A 19,649-nucleotide genomic window follows, 5' to 3' on the forward strand; every position below is an offset into this window, starting at 1 on the left:
CGGGCTAACATAGCGGGTCGACCTCGGGGCGAGAGCGGGTTTGCGCCGGGGAGGACCGCCCGTCCCGCCTCAGCGCACGAGATGCCATTGGACGCCGGGAGTGACCTCGAGATGCAGGTGGTTTTTGTGCGCCCGGTCGTAGTTGGGGGTGAGGATCGACGTGAAGATGTGCTGATCCGCGGCCTCGCACACGATGGAGCGCAGCTCTCGCGCCGTCGTGTCCGCGGGAGGGCTGCTCGTCGCACCCCTGCCGGCCACCCCGGGCTTCCCGGTCGCCCTGGCGCCCTCGCCGCACACAGGTGCGCCGCGCCTGCCGACGAAATCGCGCTCGACGTCGAGCCACGCCTCCGCGAACCCGTCGCCCACGCGCTTCTTGACGAACCGGTAGGGGTCGATGGCGAGCCCGCCCGGGTGCCTCGTGGCCAGCTTGCCCTCGGGCCACATCCTCGACGGAGGTCGCCAGGCCGAGAACATCAGCACCTCGACGATGTCGTGCACGCGCAGGATCCGGCTGAAGTCCGAGAGCGCGAGCGCGAGGCGGCAGTCGAAGACGTCGTTCGGGTTGTCCGCGCGCCGGTGGGTCGGCAGCGCCGTCCGGTAGAGGACCCCGCCGACCCCCTGCATCAGCCGCACCGGCGCGAGCACCCCCGGCGCGCGCGGCACCGGCTCGAACGCGATCTTCCGCCGCGCGAGCGCCGCGCGGCACTGCTCCGCGCTCATGGCCGCGTAGCGCGCCGACGGGTGCTTCGCCCAGTCCTGATGGAACCGCACCTTCGGCTTGCCCTGCGCGCTCGTCGCGGCGGCGAGCGGGCCGAGCGCGAGGGCGAGCGCGGCGGCGGTGGCGGCGTGACGTACGGACGGCATCGTTGCGGGGTCGGCCTCGCGCGGGCAGGCGAAGCGCCCGCTGGAAGGAAGGAGGCGGAAGGCTGGAGGCGTCCGCCGGTGGCGCGGGGCGCCGCAGGATTGCGCGCGGCGGCTGCGCCCATCCTACCGCGCCATTTGACCGGGCCGCGCGATCGCCTCAAAATAGCTCGCATGCGCATCCGTGGGCCCGGCGCCTCCTCGCGCCTCTTGACGTATGGGAGCGAAGGCCCGGCCCGCACGGCTTCCCGGTTCGGGCGGTCCCTGGGCCAGGTAGCCACAGCAGCGCACGCATGCGCCGCCAGCAGTTGACATGGGAGATTTTTCCAATCGCGCTCGAAAGATCCTTTTCGCGGCGGTCACCGAGTTCATCGCGACGGGCGACCCCGTAGGCAGCAGGACGCTTGCGCGGAAGTACGGGCTCGATCTCTCGGCGGCCTCGATCCGCAACGTGCTCGCGGACCTCGAGGAGGCCGGCTACCTCCACCAGCCGCACACCTCTGCAGGGAGGATCCCGACCGACCGCGCGCTCCGGTTGTTCATCGACGCGCTCGTCGAGCTTCGGTCGGTCTCCCCCGAGCAGCAGGCCGAGCTCAGCGCCAGGTTCACCGAGATCTACACGGTGGCGAGCGATCCGCTCCGCGAGACAGGGCGTTACCTCTCGGAGCTGTCCGGCGCCGCGGCGGTCGTCGCGGCGCCGCGGGCGGAGATCCGCGCCCTCTCCCAGCTGCGCTTCATCTCGACGAAGCCGGGGCAGCTGCTTGCCGTGCTCGTCTTCGCCGACGGCTCGGTCGAGAACCGCTTCCTCTCGATCGGCGAGTCGATCAACGAAGGGGAGCTCAACCGGATCCACAACCTGCTCGCCGACGTCATCGAGGGGCGCACGCTGGGCGAGATCCGGGACCTCTTCGCGCGCCGCCTCGCCGATGAGCGCCTCCAGATCGACGCGCTGAGGCGCCGCGCCTTCGAGCTCGGCAGCCAGGCGACGGCCGACGTGACGCGGCGGAGCCAGGTCGTCATCGAGGGGCAGAACCGCCTGATCGATCTGCCCGAGTACGCGGACGTCGACCGGCTCAGGAAGCTGATGAGGGCGCTCGAGGAGCGCGAGGAGCTCGTCGATCTGCTCGACCGCACCCTCGCCGCCGGCGCGGGCGAGGTCACCGTCTTCGTGGGCAGCGAGGCGGGCGACCTGGGCGGCGGCCAGCTCAGCCTCGTCGCCGCGCCGTACATGGAGAACGGGCGCGTCGCCGGGACCGTGGGCGTGCTCGGTCCGACGCGGATGGACTACGCGAAGGTGATGCCGCTCGTCGACGCCACCGCCGCGGCCATGAGCGAGGCGCGCGGCAAGGTCAAGTAGCGCCCTTCCGGCGCGCCTCGCGGAGCCGCTCGAGCACCTCGTCGAAGTCGGGGGGCGGCGGCGCCTGGAACCGCATCGGCCGGTCGTCTGCAGGGTGATCGAAGCCGAGCTCGGCCGCGTGGAGCATCAGCCGCGGGGCAAGGATCTTCGGCGCGCGGTAGTCCCGCACGTAGACCGTCTCGCCGACGAGCGGGTGTCCAGCCTCGGCGAGGTGGATGCGGATCTGGTGCGTGCGCCCCGTCTCGAGGCGGCAGGCGACCAGCGTCACGCCCGCGGCGCCGGTCCCGTCCTGCGGCCCCCGGAGCGTCTCGATCGGCTCCACGTGCGTCACCGCGAGCTGCCCCTCGCGCCGTCCTCCTCTCGCCGAGCCGCGCAGCCCGTCGCCCCGATCCTCGATGAGGTAGCTGCGGTAGGTGCCGCGCGGGACGGCGCCGTGCGCGAGCGCCAGGTACTGCCGGTGCATCGCGCGGACGCGGAGCTGCTGTGCGAGGTGCTTCTTCGCGGCGAGCGTCCGCGCGAAGACGAGCACCCCGCTCGTCCCCTTGTCGAGGCGCTGCACCACGCCGAGCGGCGCCCGTCCGCGCAGGCGGTCGCGCCGGGCCAGCACCTCCCGCACGAGCGCGTCGAGCGTCGCGGCCTGCTCCGCGGGGTCCTCGTCGCCGTAGGGGATGGTGCTCACCCCGGCGGGCTTGTTCACCACCACGACGCTCGCGTCCGCGTAGATCACGAGCTCGCTCTCGAGCTTGCGCCGCCGCACCGTCTCGGGCCGCGGCGCGTGCAGGCGGACCTCGATCGGCTCCCCGCGGAGCACCCGCCGCCGGGCGCTCGTCGCCACCGCGTTCCCGACCAGCACCTTGCCGGTCTCGATCAGCCGGCGCGCGTCGGACCACGAGACCGAGGCCAGCGTCCGGACGGCCCCGTCGAGAGGCCGCCGATCCAGCTCTGCCGGCACCGTCCAGCGGCCATCCTGTGGGGGTCGGACCGGGGCGGTCGAGTCGGCGCCGATCGGTTCGGCGTCCTGGATCTGGGGCGGCGGAGCGGGAGCGGTGGGTCGGAGCGGGCGCATGGAGAGCTCGTTGGGGGGCGCCTCGGCTCCGCCCACCGGCGTGGGGCCGGCCTCTACCGGCGCGGAAAACGCACATCCGCGGGGCTCGCGAGGCGAAAGACACCGCGAATGTTGACACATCGCGCGACGGGGGCCGAAGATATCCGAGCCGTCATCGCTTTCTCGCCATCTGAGAGGAGACCCGTTCGTGGCCAGCACCCTTCTCGCCGTAGACGACAGCGTGACCATGCGCAAAGTGCTCGAAATCACCTTTGCGGGTCAGGATTTCCGCGTCGTGACGGCGAGCAGCGCCGACGCTGCGCTGCAGAAGCTCAAGAGCGATAAACCCGACCTGGTGATCGCCGACATCACGCTCGAGCCGAAGAACGGCTACGAGCTGTGCAAGGCGATCAAGCAGGCCTCACCGGCGACGCCCGTCCTGATCCTGTCGTCCAAGCAGAACCCGTTCGATCCCGCGAAGGGCTCGAGCGTGCAAGCCGACGACCACATGGACAAGCCGTTCGACACCCAGCAGATGATCGACAAGGTCAAGAAGCTGCTGGCGTCGCGCGGCGAGGCGAAGCCCGCCGCCGCCGCGGCTCCTGCGGCGGCGACGCCTGCGCCCGCGCGCACGCCCGCCGCGGCGCAGCCAGCCGCAGCGGCGCAGCCCGCCGCCGCGGCCACGAGCCCGCTCCAGCGCGCGAAGACCCTCATCTACACGCCGAACGCGCCCGCCACCAGCGCCGCGCCGGCCCAGGCCTCGGTCAAGACGGCGCCGGGCGGTGCGGGGAGCGTGCCGGTCACGACGACGATGGCGTTCTCGCCGACGCCGGTGTCCGGCGTGCCGAAGACGGCGTCCGGGCCCGCGGCGGTGGCCGCCACCGCCTCGGCGCAGGTCAACGGCCAGATGGCGAGCAAGCTCGAGGGCCTCGGGCTCACGTCCGAGCAGGTGGAGGCCGTGATGGCGCTGTCCCGCGACGTCGTGGAGCGCGTCGTCTGGGAGGTCGTGCCCGTCCTCGCCGAGACGATCATCAAAGAAGAGATCGCGCGCCTGACGAAGTAGCCGCGCGCCGCGGCCGCCGCGCGGCCGCGCGGCGCGGGAGCATGCGACCGCTGCTTTGCCCGGCGACGTAGAGTTGCTACGTCAGGGCCGCGCCTCGTTCCGCGTTCGGCGCAGCCATGAACGACACGCACGACAAGAGCAGCGGTGCGCCCGCGGACGGCGGCGACGAGACGGTCGAGCTCGACGCCGACGAGGTGCGCCTCGTGCCCCAGGGCAACCCGCTCCGCTGGCGCGGCGCTGCTGTGTCCGCCGCGGGCTCCCTCCTCGCGTTCGTCGTGATGGCGCTCGCGCCTCAGCTTCGCTGGGGGGTCCCGCTCGGCGCGCTCGGGATCGCCGTCGCGGCGCTCGGCTTGCTCGACTTGCTCGGCACGTTCGACGACCCGCCCGAGCGCGTCGCCGCGCGCGTCGGGATCCGCGACCTCCTCGGTCCGCTCGCGCTGCTCGGGGGCGGGCTCGTCGCGTTCTTCGTTCTCATCACGCTCAGCGTGGCGGGCTACCTCTCGCCGAGCTCCCTCTCGCGGGACGGCGCGCCCACGCTGCTCTCGCTGGCGGCGTCCGCCGTCGCCGTCCCTGCCGCGTTCCTCACGGCTGTGGTCGGCGCGTTCCGGCTCGGCGAGCGCCTCGGCCCCTGCCGCGTCGACGAGGCGGGCGCCCCGCGCCCCCTGATCCGGCGGCATGGCTTCTGGCTCGTCGCCCTCGTCACGCTGCTCTACCTGCCCATGCTCGGGAGCCACTCGCTCACCGACCCGTGGGAGACGCACTACGGCGAGGTCGCGCGCGAGATCCTGGCCAGGAACGACTGGATCTCCCTCTGGTGGGCGCAGGACGGCTGGTTCTGGTCGAAGCCGGTGCTCGGCTTCTGGATGCAGGCGCTCGCGATGGCGGCCTTCGGCGTCCGCTACGGGTCGGGAGAGATGCTCTCGGCGGTCGCCGAGGGGCGAACACCGTGGCCCGAATGGGCGGTCCGGCTGCCCATCTTCGCGCTCACGCTCATCGCCGTTTACCTCCTCTACAAGGCCATCGCGCGGATCTTCGGCCGCCGCGCCGGGCTGCTCGCGGGGGTCGTCCTCACCACGATGCCGCAGTGGTTCATGGTCTCCCACCAGACCATGACCGACATGCCCTTCGTCGCGACGATGGCCGCGGCCATGGCGCTCCTCCTGCTCGGCATCCACACCGACGAGGCGGAGGAGGCGCGCGTCTACGAGGTCGATCTCGGCGTGCTCAAGGTGGGCCTCTCGGTCTACCACCTCGTGCTCGGGGCGATCCTCGCCTGCGCGCTGCCGCAGGTCCTCTACCTGCTCTCGCGTCACGTCGAGATCCACACGGCGCCCTTCGGCCTGCGCCTCCACGGCGACGTCTTCAGCTCCGGCTCACCGGGCAACTGCGGGCTCCCCGGCAACGAGGCCTGCCGGTCGGTGCTGCCCGTGCTCCCCGGCCTGCAGCCGGTGCTCCAGGCGGTCATCTGGGCGCAGACGCTCGCGATCGTCCTGTACGCCAGCTGGGGCGAGCGGCGCGTGCAGCGGCTCCTCTTCCTCGCGGCGTGGTTCTTCGCCGCCCTCTCCACGATGGCCAAGGGGCCGGCCGGCTTCGGGCTCCCGGTGCTCTGCGCGCTCGGTTACGTCGTCGTTTCGCGCCGGTACCGCGACCTGCTCAAGATGGAGATCCCCGTCGGGCTGCTCGTGCTCGCGTGCGTCGCGCTGCCCTGGTTCGTCGCGATGTACGCGCGGCACGGCCAGCCGTTCACCGACAGGCTCCTGTTCCACGACATGTTCAAGCGCGCCTTCACCCACGTGCACGACACGAACGAGGGCGACGACGTGAGCTTCCGCTACTACGTGTGGCAGCTCGGCTACGCGATGTTCCCGTGGACAGGGCTCGTGCCCGCCTCGCTCGTGTGGTGGCTCCGGCGGCGCGAGGGGGGACCCCCGGGGGAGCCCGGCTCGGCCGAGGCCCGCCAGAGCGACGCCTCTGTGTTCCTGGCGATGTGGTTCATCTTCGGCTTCGCGCTCTTCTCGCTGATGCTGACGAAGTTCCACCACTACATCCTGCCGGCCGTCCCGCCGGCGGCGATGCTCACGGGGATCCTGCTCGACGACATGCTGCGCCTGGAGCGCGGCGCGGGCGGGCTCGCGCCGCGCTCGGGCAGCGCCTCCGCGCCGGCGCGTTCGCCTTCGGTGGTCAGCTACGAGCGCGCGATGCTCGGCGCCGTCGCGATCGGCGCTGCGCTCCTGGTCTTCTTCGTCGGGCGCGATCTCGCGATGGCGCGCGAGGGGCAGGCGAGCCAGGCCAGGCTGCTGCACCTGTTCACGTACAACTACAAGCGCCCCTGGCCGCAGTCGCTCGACTTCTCCGCGACCCTCTGGGCCTTCACCGCCGCCGCGGCCGTCCTGTGCTTCTTGCTCATGGTCGCGCGCTGGCGCCGCCTCGTCCTCTACGCGCTCGTCTCGCTCGCTGTCGCGTTCACGGCGTGGGGGCTCGACGTGTACTTCGTGCGGACATCGCCCCACTGGGGGCAGCGCGAGACATTGCTCGCCTACATGCGCTCGAGCCAGGAAATCCCAGGGCCGCTCGTCGCCTACCAGATGAACTGGAAGGGCGAGAACTTCTACGCCGGCAACAAGCTGGCGGTCTTCGTGTCGAGCGGAAAGAAGTTTCAGGACTACATCAATGAGCAGAAGAAGAAGGGCGTGAAGACCTTCTACTTCGTCACCGAGCATGGGCGCATCAGCTCCCTGTCGAACGAGCTCGGCAATCCCCGCATCTTCGAGCGGCTCACGTCCATCGAGCTCAACAACAAGTTCCTCGTGGTTCGAGCAACATTCGAGTGACCGGTCGCGCCTGAAGGCGTTTATCTCACCGGCGCTGTCCGGATGTGACGCTGTATGCCTGCTCCGACCTGAGGAAGGCGCTTGTAGATGTTCAACGGTACTGCTGCATCGGGAAATCCCTTGCACCTCTGTCACGAGGGGAGCGCAGGAGCGCAAGGGAGCTCCGGTTCTGACGTCCTAAGTACCTGAATTCACTCCAGGAGGTGCAGGCACGCCTCGTGCTCTCTGTGAGCTCGAGCGTCGCGGCGGAGACCTCCCCCCCAGGTCCGCTGCGACGCTTTTTTTTGCGCCGTGGAGCTCGCCGCACATCGTGCGACCAGCGCCTCAGTGATCGGCGCTTGCCGGGGCAGCTTGCAACGCAGCGAAATGTCGATCCAGCGCGTCCAGGAGACCTGCTGTGGTGCTCACCTCGGCGGTCACGCCGACCCGGAGCCCCCACTTCTCGGCGGTCGCGCTCGTGATCGGGCCGATGCTCGCGAGGAGCACGCGGTCGAGGCGCGCTGCGGCGCCCTCGCCGAGGAGTTCGCACAGGCTGTCGACGGTGCTGCTCGATGTGAGCAGTACGACGTCGATCTCGCCCGCCGAGAGCGCCCGGAGCAGCTCCTCGCGGCGATCGCTCGACGCGGGGCGGGTCTCGTAGACGGGCACCACGTCAACCTCGCAGCCGGCGGCGCGGAGGCGTTCGGGGAGCACTTCGCGGGCGACGAGCGCGCGCGCGAGGAGGACGCGGACCGGGGGGCGCGCCGCCCTGCGCTCGGCCAGCGCGGGGTCGGCGAGGAGGGCCTCCGCGAGCTCCTCGCCGCGGAACTCCTTCGGGATGATGTCGGCGCGGACGCCGCGCGCGGCGAGCGCGGCGGCCGTGCCGGCCCCGATCGCGGCGAGGCGGGCCGAGCCGAAGGCGCGCGCGTCCAGGCCGAGCCGCTCCAGCTCCTTGAAGAAGCAGGTCACCCCGTTCTCGCTCGTGAAGACGACGGCGTGGTACCCGGAGAGCCCGCGGACGGCCTCGGTGACCCGCGCGGGGTGGGGGGGCGGGTGGATCTCGATGGTCGCGAGCTCGACCGCCTCGCCGCCACGGAGGCGGATGAGCCGCGACGTCGAGCGCGCCTGGTGACGCGGCCGGGTCACGAGGACCCGCTTGCCGAACAGCGGCTTCCGGTCGAACCAGCGCAGCGCGTCGCGCAGGCCGGTGACGGCGCCGACGACGATGACCGCGGGGCTCTGGAGCCCCGCCTCCCTGGCGCGGTGGGGCAGCTCGTCGAGGCGGCTCGAGACGACGCGCTGGTCGGCCCGCGTGCCCCACTGGATGGCCGCCGCGGGCGTCGCGGGATCGCGGCGCCCCGGCCCCATCAGCCCCGCGACCACCGCGTCGAGCGCCTGCATGCCCATCAGGACGCAGATGGTCCCGCGGACCGAGGCGAGCTCGCTCCAGTCGAACGCTCTGCCCGCTCGGGTGACGCCGCTGACGATCATCACGCTGGAGGCGATGTTCCGGTGCGTCAGCGAGATGCCGGCGTAGGCCGTCGCGCCGAGGGGAGAGCAGACGCCCGGCACCACCTCGAACGGCACCCCGGCCCGCGCGAGCGCCTCCGCCTCCTCCGAGCCGCGCCCGAACAGGAACGGATCGCCGCCCTTCAGGCGCACGACGCTGCGGCCCGCGAGCCCGAGCGCGACGAGCTCCGCGTCGATCTCCGCCTGCTTCGCGTCCTTCACCACCCGATCGCCGCCGCGCTTGCCGACCGAGCGCACCTCGGCGCCCTCCCGAACGCCGTCCAGCAGCGCGGGGTGGACGAGCTCGTCGTGCAGCACGACGTCGGCCGTGGCGAGGAGCTCTGCGCCGCGCAGCGTGAAGAGCCCCGGGTCCCCCGGGCCCGCGCCGACGAGGTACACGACGCCCGGCCTGGCCGCGGCCGGCCCCCCGCCCGCGGCCCGCAGGGCCGCCACGCCGTGGCCTTCCTCCGAGGGGTCGTCACGCCTGGGAACCACCGTCAAACTCCCGTCGTTCTCTCGTTCATTCATGGCAGACGTTGATTGTCATAGCGATTCTGCAGTGAAGTTGACTCGGTGCGTTAAGGGTATAGAATCGCACCCGTTCGATTCAACGTCCGACGGTTTCTGGAGTCCATTCGATGAGATCTGTGAAACTGTTCGAGGAGCTGCGGAGCTCAGAGCGCGGCTTTCCGGACCGATGGTACGTCACCAACGGCGAGCGATCGGTCGGGCCGGTGAAGCTCGACCAGCTCGCGCGCGGCATCGAGAGCGGAATCGTCCCGCTCGATAGCTTCGTTCGCAATGAGACCTGGACCGTGTGGTGCCCGCTGTCCGACATTGCAATGGTCACGGTCGCCGCCACGGAGACGCCTGCGGAACAGCCGGACGAGGTCTCGGCAGCGGACGCGGACGACGACGATACGGTCCCGCTCTCGTCCCAGCAGACGCCCCATCCGATGACCCCGCCGCGCCCCGGGTCGGCGGCGCGTTCGAGCGCGCGTCCTGGAGCGGCCCAGCGCTGAGCGAGCTCGCCGGGCGCGGGCGCCGCGCTCGGCGGGGCGAGCGCGGCCGGAAGAAGGGAAGTGGATGGCCGGTCTCATGCTGGCGGTTTCGGGCGAACACTAGCCGATTCCAGCGCTCAGGCGATCCACGGATCGCGCGCGGCGAGACCGGAGCGGTCCCCGCGGGCGAAGGGCTGCTATGCTCCGCCGCCGTGTTCCCCACGAAGAGACCGCGCCGGCTCCGCCGCTCGCCCGCCCTCCGCGCCCTGGTGCGGGAGACGTCCCTCAGCCCGGGGGATTTCGTCCTCCCCCTCTTCTTCAACGAGGCGCTCGACGCGCCCCGCCCGGTCGGGACGATGCCGGGCGTCTCGCAGCTGCCCGTGAGCGCCGCGGCGGCGCAGGCGCGGCTCTGCAAGGAGCTCGGCATCGGCGGGACGATCCTGTTCGGGCTCCCGCGCATCAAGGACGCGTCGGGATCGAGCGCGTACGACGCGGACGGCCCCGTCCCGCGCGCCGTGAAGGCGATGAAGGAGGCGGTGCCGGAGCTCCTCGTGATCACCGACGTGTGCGTGGACGAGTACACCGATCACGGCCACTGCGGTCTGCTCCGGCAGGACGCGTCGGGCGCGGTGGACGTCGACAACGACGCGACGCTGGAGGTGCTCGCGCGGGCGGCGGTCGTCCACGCCAAGGCGGGGGCCGACGTGGTCGCGCCGAGCGACATGATGGACGGCCGCGTCGCCGCCATCCGGCGCGCGCTCGACGCCGAGTCGCTGACGGGGACGGCGATCCTCTCCTACGCCGTGAAGTATGCGTCCGGCTTCTACGGGCCGTTCCGCGAGGCGGCGGACTGCGCGCCCAAGTTCGGCGACCGGGCGGGCTACCAGATGGACCCCGGGAACGCGCGCGAGGGCCTGCGTGAGGCGGCGCTCGATGAGGAGGAGGGGGCTGACATGCTCATGGTCAAGCCCGCGCTCGCGTACCTCGACGTCATCGCGCGCGTGCGCGAGGCGACGACGCTGCCGCTCGGCGCCTACAACGTCAGCGGCGAGTACGCGATGATCAAGGCGGCCGCGGAGCGCGGGATGATCGAAGAGAAGCGCGCGGTGCTCGAGCTGCTCACGTCGATCCGGCGCGCCGGGGCCGACTTCATCCTCACCTACCACGCGCTCGACGCCGCGCGCTGGCTCGGCTGATCCATGCGAAGCCGGGGCGCGGGCGGAGGTGCTGCGCGGCGCTCGGGGTGGGCCGCCGCCTGCGTGGTGGGGGCGTCGGCCGCGCTCGCGGCGGGGTGCGCGCCGAGCCGGTGCGACCGGTCCGAGAGCGCGAACCCGCCCATCGAGTTCACCGAGGCCGCGCCCGAGGGGGGCGTCTACGAGACGTCGGCGCCGGACGGCGAGCTCCTCCATTTCCCGGGCGGCATGCGGTACGCGCTCAGGCACGGCCTCGGCGCGCGGCCGCGATGGTGGCAGGTGTACCTGTCGTTCGAGAGCGACGGCACGAAGCGCGGCGGCACGCTGGCGCACGCGGCGGGCAACCAGGCCGAGGTGACCTGCGTGGACGGCGAGCACCTGATCGTCATGAACGACAGCTGCTCCGAGTACTGGCTGCGGGTGGTCGCCGGAGGCGCGGACGGCGCTGACGAGGGCGCGGCGGGAGGCGCCGTCGCCGGCAAGTGCTACGGCGACGACCCGGAGCGCGCTGACCCCTAGGTCTGCGCCACCGCCTGCCGGGCGAACTGGAGCCGGTACAGCTTGCTGTAGACGCCGCCTGCGGCGAGCAGATCCTCGTGCGTGCCCTGCTCGACGACGCAGCCCTTGTGGAAGACGACGATGCGATCGACGGCGCGGATCGTCGAGAGGCGGTGCGCGATGATCAGCGCGGTGCGCCCCTCCATGGCGCCCTCGAGCGCGCGCTGCAGGCGCGCCTCGGTGTCGCTGTCGACGTTGGCCGTGGCCTCGTCCAGGATGAGGAGCGGCGGATCGCGGTAGAGGGCGCGGGCGAAGGCGATCAGCTGGCGCTCGCCGGCGCTGAAGTTGCTGCCGCGCTCGAGCACTGGGGCGTCGAGGCCGTCCTCGCGGCGCTCGAAGAGATCGAGCGCGCCGATGCGGTTCAGCGCGTTCACCACCTTCGCGCGATCCGGGGTCGCGTCGCCGGCAGCGATGTTCGTGAGCACCGTGCCGGGGAACAGGAACACGTCCTGGGGGACGACGGCGAACTTGCGGCGCAGCTCGTCGCGAGGGTACGAGCTGACGTCGCGGCCGAAGACCCGCACGGCGCCCTCCTCGACGTCGTAGAGGCGGAGCAGCAGCGACGCCACGGTGCTCTTGCCGGCGCCGGTCGCGCCGACCAGCGCGACCTTCTCGCCGCTCCTCGCAGCCATCGAGACCTGCCGCAGCACGGGCACGCCCGGCTTGTAGCCGAACACGACGTTGTCGAGCTCGAACGCGACGCCCTCGTCCGCGGCCTTCGTCGGGCCGCCGCCGCTCGCCGCCGCCGTCGCGTCCTCGTCCTTGTTGTCGAGCAGCTCGAAGATGCGCTCCGCGCCGGCCATCGCGGACTGCAGCAGCGTGTACCGAGCCGAGAGATCGCGGATCGGGACGAAGAACATGTCGATGTAGGCGACGAACGCGAACAGCGTCCCGAAGGAGATCTCCTCCTTCAGGCTCTTCACGCCGGCGTACCAGAGCACCGCGGCGATGCAGACGCTCGAGACCATCTCGATGGCGGCGTCGAGCGTCGCGTCGAGCACGATGGATCGGTTGTTCGCGCTGCGGTAGGCCGCGTTGATCTCGTCGAACTCCTCGGCCGAGCGCTCTTCCCTGGCGTAGGCCTGCACGACGGCCATCCCGGAGACCTGCTCGTTGAGGTACGCGTTCATCCTCGCCGTCTTCGCCCGCACCTCCCGGAAGGCGTCGCGGATCCGGCGCCGCGTCCAGTTGACGCCGAGGGCGACGGGGGGCACCGCCGCGAAGGCGAGCAACGACATGCGCCAGTCGAGCGACACCATCACCACGACGATGACGGCGAGGCGGATCAGATCGCCGAACGCGTTGAGCGCGCCGGACGCGAACATCTCGCCGATCGCGTCCACGTCGTTCGTCACCCGCGTGACGAGCCGGCCGACCGGCGTGCGATCGAAGAACCCGAGGCGCCTTGTGTGCAAGAACCCGAAGACGCGCACGCGCAGGTCGGCCATCGCGCGCGCGCCGGCGAGCTGCATCAGGTAGAGCTGCGGGAACGCGAGCGACTGCTCCGCGAGCATGATGCCCGTGAGCAGGAAGCCGTTGCGCGTGAGGCGATCGAGCCCGCCGGGCGAGTCGAAGGCGTCGAGCGCGTCGCGCATGATGAGCGGGCGCATCAGCGCCAGCAGGGCGGTGACGATGAGCAGCGACAGCGAGAGCGCGAGGTGCTTGCTCTGCGGACGAACGAACGGCCATAGCCGCAGCAGCATGCGCGCGTCGTACGCCTCGCCGAGCTGCGCCTCCTCGTGGAAGCGGCTCAGCACGTCCTCGGTGCGGCTCGCCTTCTTCGCCCCGCGGCCCCTGTCCGCCGCCGCCTGCGCCGGCCGCCGCGGGCTCGCGCCCACCTCTCCGGCGGCCGAGGGGCTGCTCGATTTCGACCGCATCGTCGCGCTTTCTCCGGGGCTCGGTTGCGTCACGAGAGCCCCACCGGCTGCGAGGACGGCGACGCCTCGAGGGTCGCGAGATCCTCTTCGAGCTGCTGCTCCTCGGCGAACGACGCGTACAGCCCGCCCGCGCGGACGAGCTCGTCGTGCGTGCCGCGCTCGATGACCTGGCCCTGCTCCAGCACGACGATCGCGTCGCACCGCCGCGCGGCCGCCACCCTGTGCGTGATCAGGACGACGGTCCGTCGCGCCGCCTGCCGCTCGATCGCCTCGAGGATCGCCTGCTCGGTCTTCGCGTCGACGGCGGAGAGCGGATCGTCGAGGACGAGGATGTTCGGCTCGCGCACGAGCGCGCGCGCGAGCGCGACGCGCTGGCGCTGTCCGCCGGACAGCTGCACGCCCCGCTCCCCGACCACGGTGTCGAAGCCGTCCGGCAGCGAGAGGATCTCGTTCAGCACCTCGGCCTCGGCCGCGGCGGCGCGGATGGTCTCGAACGAGGCGGGCGAGTCCGGATCGTCGAGCGAGTAGCCGATGTTGCGGGCCACGGTGGTCGAGAAGAGGAACGCGTCCTGCTGCGCATAGCCGATGCTGGCGCGCACGGTCTCCAGGGGCAGATCGCAGATGTCGATGCCGTCCAGGAACACCGCGCCGCGCGGCGTGGGCATGAGCCGGGCGAGCAGCGTGGCGATGGTGCTCTTGCCCGAGCCCGTGCGCCCCACGATGGCGAGCGAGCCGCCCGCTTCGACCTCGAGGCTCACCCCGTCGACCACCTTCCTGGCGCCATGGGAGAACGTCAGCTCCTTGACGGAGAGGGCGCCGCGGACGACGTCGGGGGACGGCATCGGGCCGCTCACGACCTCGGGGATCGCGTCGAAGATCGCCTTGAGCCGCACGTAGCCGGCGCGACCGCGCTGGACGATCGCTGCGACGAAGCCGAGGGCGAGCATCGGCCACGTGAGCCGCAGCAGCGCCAGCCAGAAGGAGACGAAGTCCCCCCTCGTCATCTGCTTGTCCAGCACGAGCTGCCCGCCGTACCAGAAGACGATGAGCACGCCGACCGAGCTGATGGCCCCCATGAGCGGCCCCATGGATCCGCGCAGCTTGGCGAGGGAGAGGCTCTTCTCGAGGTAGGCCTGGTTCGTGCTCGTGAACGCCGCCATCTCGGACGCCTCGAGCGCGAAGGAGCGGACCACCCGGACGCCCGCGAGGCTCGCGAGGACGCGGTCGCTCATGGCGCCGATCGCCTCCTGGTTGTCGCGGGTGCGGACGAAGAGCTTGCTCGAGAACGAGCGGGTGACGAGCATCAGCGCGGGCATCGTCAGGAGCGCGGCGAGGGTGAGCCGCTTCGAGATGTGCAGCATCACGTACAGGGCGCTCGCGAACGCGAAGACCGAGCCGACGACGTTCAGCAGGCCGAAGCCGAGGAGGAGGCGCACCTGCGTCAGGTCGTTCGTCGCCCGGCTCATGATCTCGCCGGTCGGCATCTTGCGGAAGAAGGCCGGCCCGAGCTTGTGCAGGCGCGCGAGCAGGATCGCCCGGAGCTCGTACTCGACGTTGCGGCCCGCCGTGAAGATGGTGACCCGCGAGAAGACGCGCATGACCGCGGCGCCCACGCTCACCGCGAGCATGATGAGCGCCGCCCGCGAGGCCTCGTCCGACTGGAGCTTCACGGCGGCGTCGACGGCATCCTTGACCAGGAAGTCGCGCTTGGCCATGAGGAGCTGCTGCATCGCGAGCAGCGCCGCGCCGGCCAGGTAGAGCGGGAGTTTGTGGCGGAACTGGGCGGCGAGGCCGACCGGGTAGGTTGAAGGATCGCGCTTGATCATTGAGGAGAGTGCCGCGCGGCGACGCTCAGCGCGCCTTGCGGGGCGTCGGCGCGAGCGGCTTGCGGTGCGACGTCGAGAGCGCAGGCCGATCTCGGGCGTCGGCCACGAGATCGAGCTCGTCGAGATCGAGCCTCGTCGAGAGCAGGCCGAGCAGGACGCGCGCCCCTCCGCGCCCGTCGAGCTCGCTCACCACACCGATCTTGTCGCCAAAGGGCCCCCGCCGCACGCGCACCCGGCTGCCCTTCTCGAGCACGCCGCCCTTCGCGGGCTCCGGGGTGGCCTTCGCCGCGGCGTCCGGCTCGCCGGACGGGCCGCGCTGCGCCCGCGGCGCGTGCTCGGCCTGCGGCTTCTGCGGAGCTTCGGCCTTCGTCTGCGGCTCCGCCTCGCCGTGCGGCGCTCGCCGGGCCGGGGCGCCGCCCTCTCCGCCGTGCCTCGGCGAGGGCCGCGGCTCTCCTCCGCGACCGCCGCCGGCGCCGCTCGTCGCCTTGAACAGCGTCGCCAGGGTCGGCCGGCGGGCGGGGAGGGCAGCCTCGACGCGCTCGTCGCCGCGCGCCCGCGCCTGCTCCATCGATAGCTCGCGCGCCCGCGCCTGCTCGGAGCGCCACCGCTCGTTCTCGGCCTCGATCTCGGCGTGGGCGCGCGCGCGCTCCTGCTCGATGCCCTCGAGCTTGCGGTCGAGCGCAATGCGGTCGTTCTCGCGCGACCAGGCGACGAGCCGGTAGATGGGGGTGAGCGCGACGAGCGCGTCCTCGAGCTGCTCGTCGAGGATGTCGGCGTGCTCGACCGCGGTCTCGCGCGGGACCGACCAGCCGATCCAGAGCGGCACCTGCCCGTCGGCGGCGCGGCGAAGCATCTCGGCGATCGCGTCGGGCGTGGCCGCGCTGCAGGCAACGCGATCGCCCCCGTCGGCGCCGAAGGAGAACTGCTCCGGGAGCGCGTGGAGGGCGCTCGTGAGCTCGGCGGCGAGCGGCGAGGCCGGCTCGCCCGTCGCCTCCTCGGTCGCCGCGAGGCGGGCGCGGAGGTTGTCGACGTCGACCTTCGCGTCCGGGTGGACCGCGAAGCACACCTGCACCTCGCCCTCCGAGATGCGCAGCGCGAGGAACGCGTGCCGCGTGTAGGGGCTCGGATCATCGATCGCGTCGGAGATCGAGCGGCCTCGGTCGAGCAGGCGATCGAGCTCGTCGCGCGCCGCCTGGTCACGCCAGAAGAAGACCCACTGGCAGTCGGCCCGGTGCTTGTTGCGGATCGAGGGGTGCTCGTCCGAGCCGTGAACGTCGACCGAGATGCCGAGGTCGCCCAGCCGGGAGACGACGCCGCGCGCCCAGGCGAGCGCGCGCTGCTTCACCTCGAGGCGGGGGCGTGAGTAGGCCTTCGATGTCGCTTTTTCGGCGGCGTACGCGTCGAAGTCACGAGCGGTGAGATGCAGGGAGGGATGGCTCATTGCTTCGACTGACTGCGAGGCGCGGCGTGGGCGGGTGCTGCCCCTTGGGTGGGTCACGGGAGTCACGGGAGTCACGGGACGAGCTGTGCTCCTCGTGAAAGTCGCGCGGATGGTATCGTGAGGAGCTTCGAAATCAAAGCCTCCACGCCGCGCGATCGATCCCGGCGATGCGTGGAGGCGGCACGCTTGACCGCCATGACAAGCATGTCACCGTAGGCACTCCCGTGCCCCAGCAAGAGGGCGATCCCACCAATATCATCTAGATCCCCGCGTAAATTGCGCATCTCCGGCGCAGCGGGGCCGCTCCCGGGCGCTCCTGTTCCCCGAGTTGTCCGAGCACCCGAGCCCGTGAGCCTGCGAGGCCCGTCGGCCTGACGAAAGAGGAATCATGGAACAGCATCGAGACGAGCACATTGTCTGCGCGAGCTGCGGCACGTCGTTCCTATTCTCGGCTGCGGAAGCCGCCGTTTACGCCGAACGGAAGCTCGCGGCCCCGCCGAAGCGGTGCCGGACTTGCCGCCGCGCGCGCAAGGACAACCGAGGGGAGCACGAGAGCGCGCCGACCGCTCGCGCGGCGCAGCACCAGCGCCCTGGGCCGGCCCGGAGCGCCGGCGGGTACCGCGGCGCGGCGCGCGGTGACGGTCGGCCTCGGAAGCCCCAGTACACGGGCGACGTGAACGAGTACCGCAGCCCGATGCAGGACGCGTACTCGGGGCTTGCGCCCGCGTGGACGGCGCCGAGCGCCTACCCGCACCGCCCGCGCGGCGGCGCGCCCGTCCGCGACGACGGCAACTACCGCGCGCCGTCGTTCGCCGGCGAGCGCCGAGCCGTGCCGCAGGGTCGCGGCGCGCCGCAGCAGCCGCGCGCGCCGCGCAACCGTCCGACGTTCTCGATCACCTGCAAGTCGTGCGGCTCCGAGGGCGAGGTCCCGTTCAAGCCTGTCGAGGGCCGCGACGTGTTCTGTCAAGCGTGCTACCGCGCGCGCAAGCCTTCCTGAGAATCCCGTCAGCGCAGCCGCCTCGAAGCGGCGCAGAGGTCCGGCCATCGTTTGCCGGGCGCCGGGTCTCTGGCGAGCGGAGCTAGAGGCTGATCTCGCAGGCGAGCTCGGAGGTGAAGCCGAGCTCGCCGAGCGTGATCGTGACCTTCACGCCTCCGCCGGACGCGCGTCGCGCCGTCTCCTCGACCATCCCCACGACCCACAGCCGGAGCGGCAGCGAGGCCGGGTCGAAGTCGCCGATGTGGAGCGTCACCCGCCCGGTCGGTCCGGTCGCCACGCGCCATGAGCCGAACGTGAAGAGCCGCGACCAGATCGAGGTCCCGCGACGCATGAGCGACGCGATGTCGGTCAGCGGGCGGGCGAACAGCGTGCGCACGAGGCTGTGCAGCTCGCCGCCCACGCCGAGCCTGCCGATGTCGCGCCAGCGCTCGAGATCGCGCAGCACCAGCGACGTTGCGAGCTCCATGTACGCGTCGAGCGCCTCGAGATCGTATCCGACGAGCGCGTTGATCGAGTCGTGCTTGAAGTCGTCGGCGTAGCGGAGCGGCATCTGCGCGACGACCTCGTCGCGTGCGCTCCTCCCGTACTCGTCGACGATGGTGCGATCGACGCTCCGCAGGACGGGGCCGCGCACATGGTACTGCCCCGCGAAGCGCGCCGGCAGCGGCCGGACCGGGGTGATGTTGGGCCGCCGCGTATCGCGCTGCCGGTTGAGCAGGGCGCCGAAGTCGGCGCTGCGCACGGTGGGCTCGGATCGGAGCCCGAGGTCGGCGCTGCGCACGGTGGGCAACGACTCGCCGCGCTGCGAGAGCATCGAGGGCTCCGAGCCTCGGTTCCGCAGCGCGTTCGAGAGCGTCGCGCCGGGCGCGGGCTTCGCCGGCTCGGACGACGGCCGCATCATGGGCGGCGCCTCGGTGACGCGCCCGCCCGACACGAGCGACGGCGAGATGCGCATCGGCGGCGCGGCGTTCATGTCGAACGCCGTGCCCGCGCGCGATCGGTCGCGCGAGGACGAGAGCCGATCGCGCTCGTTCTCCGAGGCGCCCCCGAGGCTCAGGGCCATCCGCCGCTGCACGTTGATGAGCCTGCCGAGCGCCGCCGTCCGTCGCGGCGGATCTGGCGCGACGCGCTCGAGCTCGCGGACGACGTCGCCGGCCGTCTGGAAGCGCTTCGCGGGATCCTTCTGCAGGAGCCGCTGCACGATCGCCTCGAGCCGCGGGTCGACGGTCACGCCCGCCGAGGCGAGCGTGGGGACCTCCGCGTGCACGACGCGGAACGCGGTCGCCACGGCGGTCGGCGCGCGGAACGGCCGCGTGCCCGTGAGCACCTCGTAGAGCAGGACGCCCACGGAGAAGAGATCGCTCCGCCCGTCGAGCGGCGACTCCCCGGTGGCCTGCTCCGGCGACAGGTAGTCCGGCGTGCCGAACACGACGCCCGTGCGCGTCCGTGGCGAGGGGCCGTCGGAGTCGAGGACCTTGGCGATGCCGAAATCGAGCAGCCGGACGACGGCCGAGCCGCGGCTGGGATCGAAGGCGATGAAGATGTTCTCGGGCTTGAGGTCGCGGTGGATGATCCCCGCGCGGTGAGCGGCGTCGAGCGCCTCCAGCACCGGGAGCGCGACCCCGACGGCGGCCTCCATGTCGAGGCGGCCGAAGCGCGCGAGCGCCATGCCCAGCGACTCGCCGTCGAGGTGCTCCATCACGATGTACGGACCGAGCTCGCCGACGCCCGCGTCGATCACGTCGACGATGTTCGGGTGGCGGATCCGGTTGACCGCCTGCGCTTCCTGGAAGAACCGGTGAGAGAGCTCCGAGTTGTCCGCCAGCTCGGGGTGAAGGAATTTGATCGCAACGGCGCGACCTGCGAGCACGTGCTCCGCCCGGAACACGTCGCCCATGCCGCCCCCGCCGATGCGCTCCGCGAGGCGGTACTTGTTGTCGACGAGGAGGCCGGGGGTCGGGGGTCGAAACGCCATCTGCTGCCGCTGGCGGGCGAGGGACCAAGATCATGGTCCCCGAGAACACGCGCCCCTGTAAAGGGTTGGGAGGCACGCCCCTCCCGAAAGCTCGATCCTATTCCTTCGGTGCACGTCGCGGCTAGGTTACCTGCTC

The 19,649-nt window shown here is 71.8% G+C and carries 14 protein-coding genes; 7 read left to right on the forward strand and 7 right to left on the reverse strand.

Annotation, left to right across the window (positions count from 1 at the left end):
• Positions 1 to 69: 69 nt before the first annotated feature.
• A complete protein-coding gene (locus tag WMF36_RS00045) occupies positions 70 to 864 on the reverse strand; it encodes a hypothetical protein (RefSeq protein ID WP_437577499.1) in 795 nt (264 codons plus the stop codon).
• Between the two features lie 310 nt (positions 865 to 1,174).
• Here WMF36_RS00045 and hrcA point away from each other — a divergent pair, with 310 nt between their 5' ends.
• Positions 1,175 to 2,218, forward strand: a complete 1,044-nt coding sequence (hrcA, locus tag WMF36_RS00050; RefSeq protein WP_437577500.1) for a heat-inducible transcriptional repressor HrcA — start codon at positions 1,175 to 1,177, stop codon at positions 2,216 to 2,218.
• Here hrcA and WMF36_RS00055 read toward each other — a convergent pair.
• On the reverse strand, positions 2,211 to 3,284 hold the full coding sequence (locus WMF36_RS00055; protein ID WP_437577501.1) for an RluA family pseudouridine synthase: 1,074 nt from the start codon (positions 3,282 to 3,284) through the stop codon (positions 2,211 to 2,213). The two genes, hrcA and WMF36_RS00055, sit on opposite strands and share 8 nt — an antisense overlap.
• A 187-nt stretch (positions 3,285 to 3,471) precedes the next feature.
• Here WMF36_RS00055 and WMF36_RS00060 point away from each other — a divergent pair, with 187 nt between their 5' ends.
• Entirely contained in the window at positions 3,472 to 4,326 is an 855-nt protein-coding gene (locus WMF36_RS00060) for a response regulator transcription factor (protein WP_437577502.1), read from the forward strand.
• Positions 4,327 to 4,442: 116 nt separating this feature from the next.
• Positions 4,443 to 7,157: an ArnT family glycosyltransferase gene (locus WMF36_RS00065; protein ID WP_437577503.1), complete on the forward strand. Its 2,715-nt coding sequence runs from the start codon at positions 4,443 to 4,445 to the stop codon at positions 7,155 to 7,157.
• Between the two features lie 324 nt (positions 7,158 to 7,481).
• On the opposite strand, the gene cobA is transcribed toward WMF36_RS00065, so the two are convergent.
• The gene (cobA, locus tag WMF36_RS00070) at positions 7,482 to 9,140 is read right to left on the reverse strand and encodes a uroporphyrinogen-III C-methyltransferase (protein WP_437577504.1); all 1,659 of its coding nucleotides are present in this window, start codon (positions 9,138 to 9,140) and stop codon (positions 7,482 to 7,484) included.
• Positions 9,141 to 9,283: 143 nt separating this feature from the next.
• Between cobA and WMF36_RS00075 the strand changes: the two genes are divergently transcribed.
• The 3 genes from WMF36_RS00075 to WMF36_RS00085 all read left to right on the forward strand — a co-directional run bounded on the left by WMF36_RS00075 (position 9,284) and on the right by WMF36_RS00085 (position 11,358).
• Positions 9,284 to 9,667: a DUF4339 domain-containing protein gene (locus WMF36_RS00075; protein WP_437577505.1), complete on the forward strand. Its 384-nt coding sequence runs from the start codon at positions 9,284 to 9,286 to the stop codon at positions 9,665 to 9,667.
• Positions 9,668 to 9,858: 191 nt separating this feature from the next.
• Positions 9,859 to 10,842, forward strand: coding sequence for a porphobilinogen synthase (hemB, locus tag WMF36_RS00080; protein WP_437577506.1), 984 nt, complete (start codon positions 9,859 to 9,861; stop codon positions 10,840 to 10,842).
• 3 nt (positions 10,843 to 10,845) lie between these two features.
• Positions 10,846 to 11,358 carry a hypothetical protein gene (locus tag WMF36_RS00085; protein ID WP_437577507.1) on the forward strand — a complete coding sequence of 171 codons (513 nt, stop codon included), beginning with the start codon at positions 10,846 to 10,848 and terminating at the stop codon, positions 11,356 to 11,358.
• On the opposite strand, the gene WMF36_RS00090 is transcribed toward WMF36_RS00085, so the two are convergent.
• The 3 genes from WMF36_RS00090 to nusG are packed head-to-tail and all read right to left on the reverse strand — an operon-like array spanning position 11,355 to position 16,541.
• Positions 11,355 to 13,274: an ABC transporter ATP-binding protein gene (locus WMF36_RS00090; protein ID WP_437577508.1), complete on the reverse strand. Its 1,920-nt coding sequence runs from the start codon at positions 13,272 to 13,274 to the stop codon at positions 11,355 to 11,357. The genes WMF36_RS00085 and WMF36_RS00090 overlap by 4 nt on opposite strands.
• Before the next feature lie 29 nt (positions 13,275 to 13,303).
• Entirely contained in the window at positions 13,304 to 15,100 is a 1,797-nt protein-coding gene (locus WMF36_RS00095) for an ABC transporter ATP-binding protein (protein ID WP_437577509.1), read from the reverse strand.
• 25 nt (positions 15,101 to 15,125) lie between these two features.
• Entirely contained in the window at positions 15,126 to 16,541 is a 1,416-nt protein-coding gene (gene nusG / locus WMF36_RS00100) for a transcription termination/antitermination protein NusG (protein WP_437577510.1), read from the reverse strand.
• Between the two features lie 388 nt (positions 16,542 to 16,929).
• On the opposite strand from nusG, the gene WMF36_RS00105 reads away from it, so the two are divergent.
• Positions 16,930 to 17,538 (forward strand): zinc-ribbon domain containing protein, encoded by a 609-nt coding sequence (locus WMF36_RS00105; protein WP_437577511.1) that lies wholly within the window; start codon positions 16,930 to 16,932, stop codon positions 17,536 to 17,538.
• Between the two features lie 82 nt (positions 17,539 to 17,620).
• On the opposite strand, the gene WMF36_RS00110 is transcribed toward WMF36_RS00105, so the two are convergent.
• On the reverse strand, positions 17,621 to 19,513 hold the full coding sequence (locus tag WMF36_RS00110) for a serine/threonine-protein kinase (protein ID WP_437577512.1): 1,893 nt from the start codon (positions 19,511 to 19,513) through the stop codon (positions 17,621 to 17,623).
• Positions 19,514 to 19,649 lie beyond the last annotated feature (136 nt).

This window comes from Sorangium sp. So ce887, assembly GCF_051521455.1.
Classification (GTDB): Bacteria; Myxococcota_A; Polyangia; order Polyangiales; family Polyangiaceae; genus Sorangium.

What these genes read in the sequence shown, in the direction of transcription:
- WMF36_RS00065 (WP_437577503.1), top strand. Translation starts at nt 4,443, where the DNA reads ATGAACGACACGCACGACAAGAGCAGCGGTGCGCCCGCGGACGGCGGC.
- hrcA (WP_437577500.1), top strand. Translation starts at nt 1,175, where the DNA reads ATGGGAGATTTTTCCAATCGCGCTCGAAAGATCCTTTTCGCGGCGGTC.
- WMF36_RS00045 (WP_437577499.1), bottom strand. Translation starts at nt 864, where the DNA reads ATGCCGTCCGTACGTCACGCCGCCACCGCCGCCGCGCTCGCCCTCGCG.
- WMF36_RS00110 (WP_437577512.1), bottom strand. Translation starts at nt 19,513, where the DNA reads ATGGCGTTTCGACCCCCGACCCCCGGCCTCCTCGTCGACAACAAGTAC.
- WMF36_RS00085 (WP_437577507.1), top strand. Translation starts at nt 10,846, where the DNA reads ATGCGAAGCCGGGGCGCGGGCGGAGGTGCTGCGCGGCGCTCGGGGTGG.
- WMF36_RS00055 (WP_437577501.1), bottom strand. Translation starts at nt 3,284, where the DNA reads ATGCGCCCGCTCCGACCCACCGCTCCCGCTCCGCCGCCCCAGATCCAG.
- WMF36_RS00090 (WP_437577508.1), bottom strand. Translation starts at nt 13,274, where the DNA reads ATGCGGTCGAAATCGAGCAGCCCCTCGGCCGCCGGAGAGGTGGGCGCG.
- WMF36_RS00105 (WP_437577511.1), top strand. Translation starts at nt 16,930, where the DNA reads ATGGAACAGCATCGAGACGAGCACATTGTCTGCGCGAGCTGCGGCACG.
- nusG (WP_437577510.1), bottom strand. Translation starts at nt 16,541, where the DNA reads ATGAGCCATCCCTCCCTGCATCTCACCGCTCGTGACTTCGACGCGTAC.
- WMF36_RS00095 (WP_437577509.1), bottom strand. Translation starts at nt 15,100, where the DNA reads ATGATCAAGCGCGATCCTTCAACCTACCCGGTCGGCCTCGCCGCCCAG.
- WMF36_RS00075 (WP_437577505.1), top strand. Translation starts at nt 9,284, where the DNA reads ATGAGATCTGTGAAACTGTTCGAGGAGCTGCGGAGCTCAGAGCGCGGC.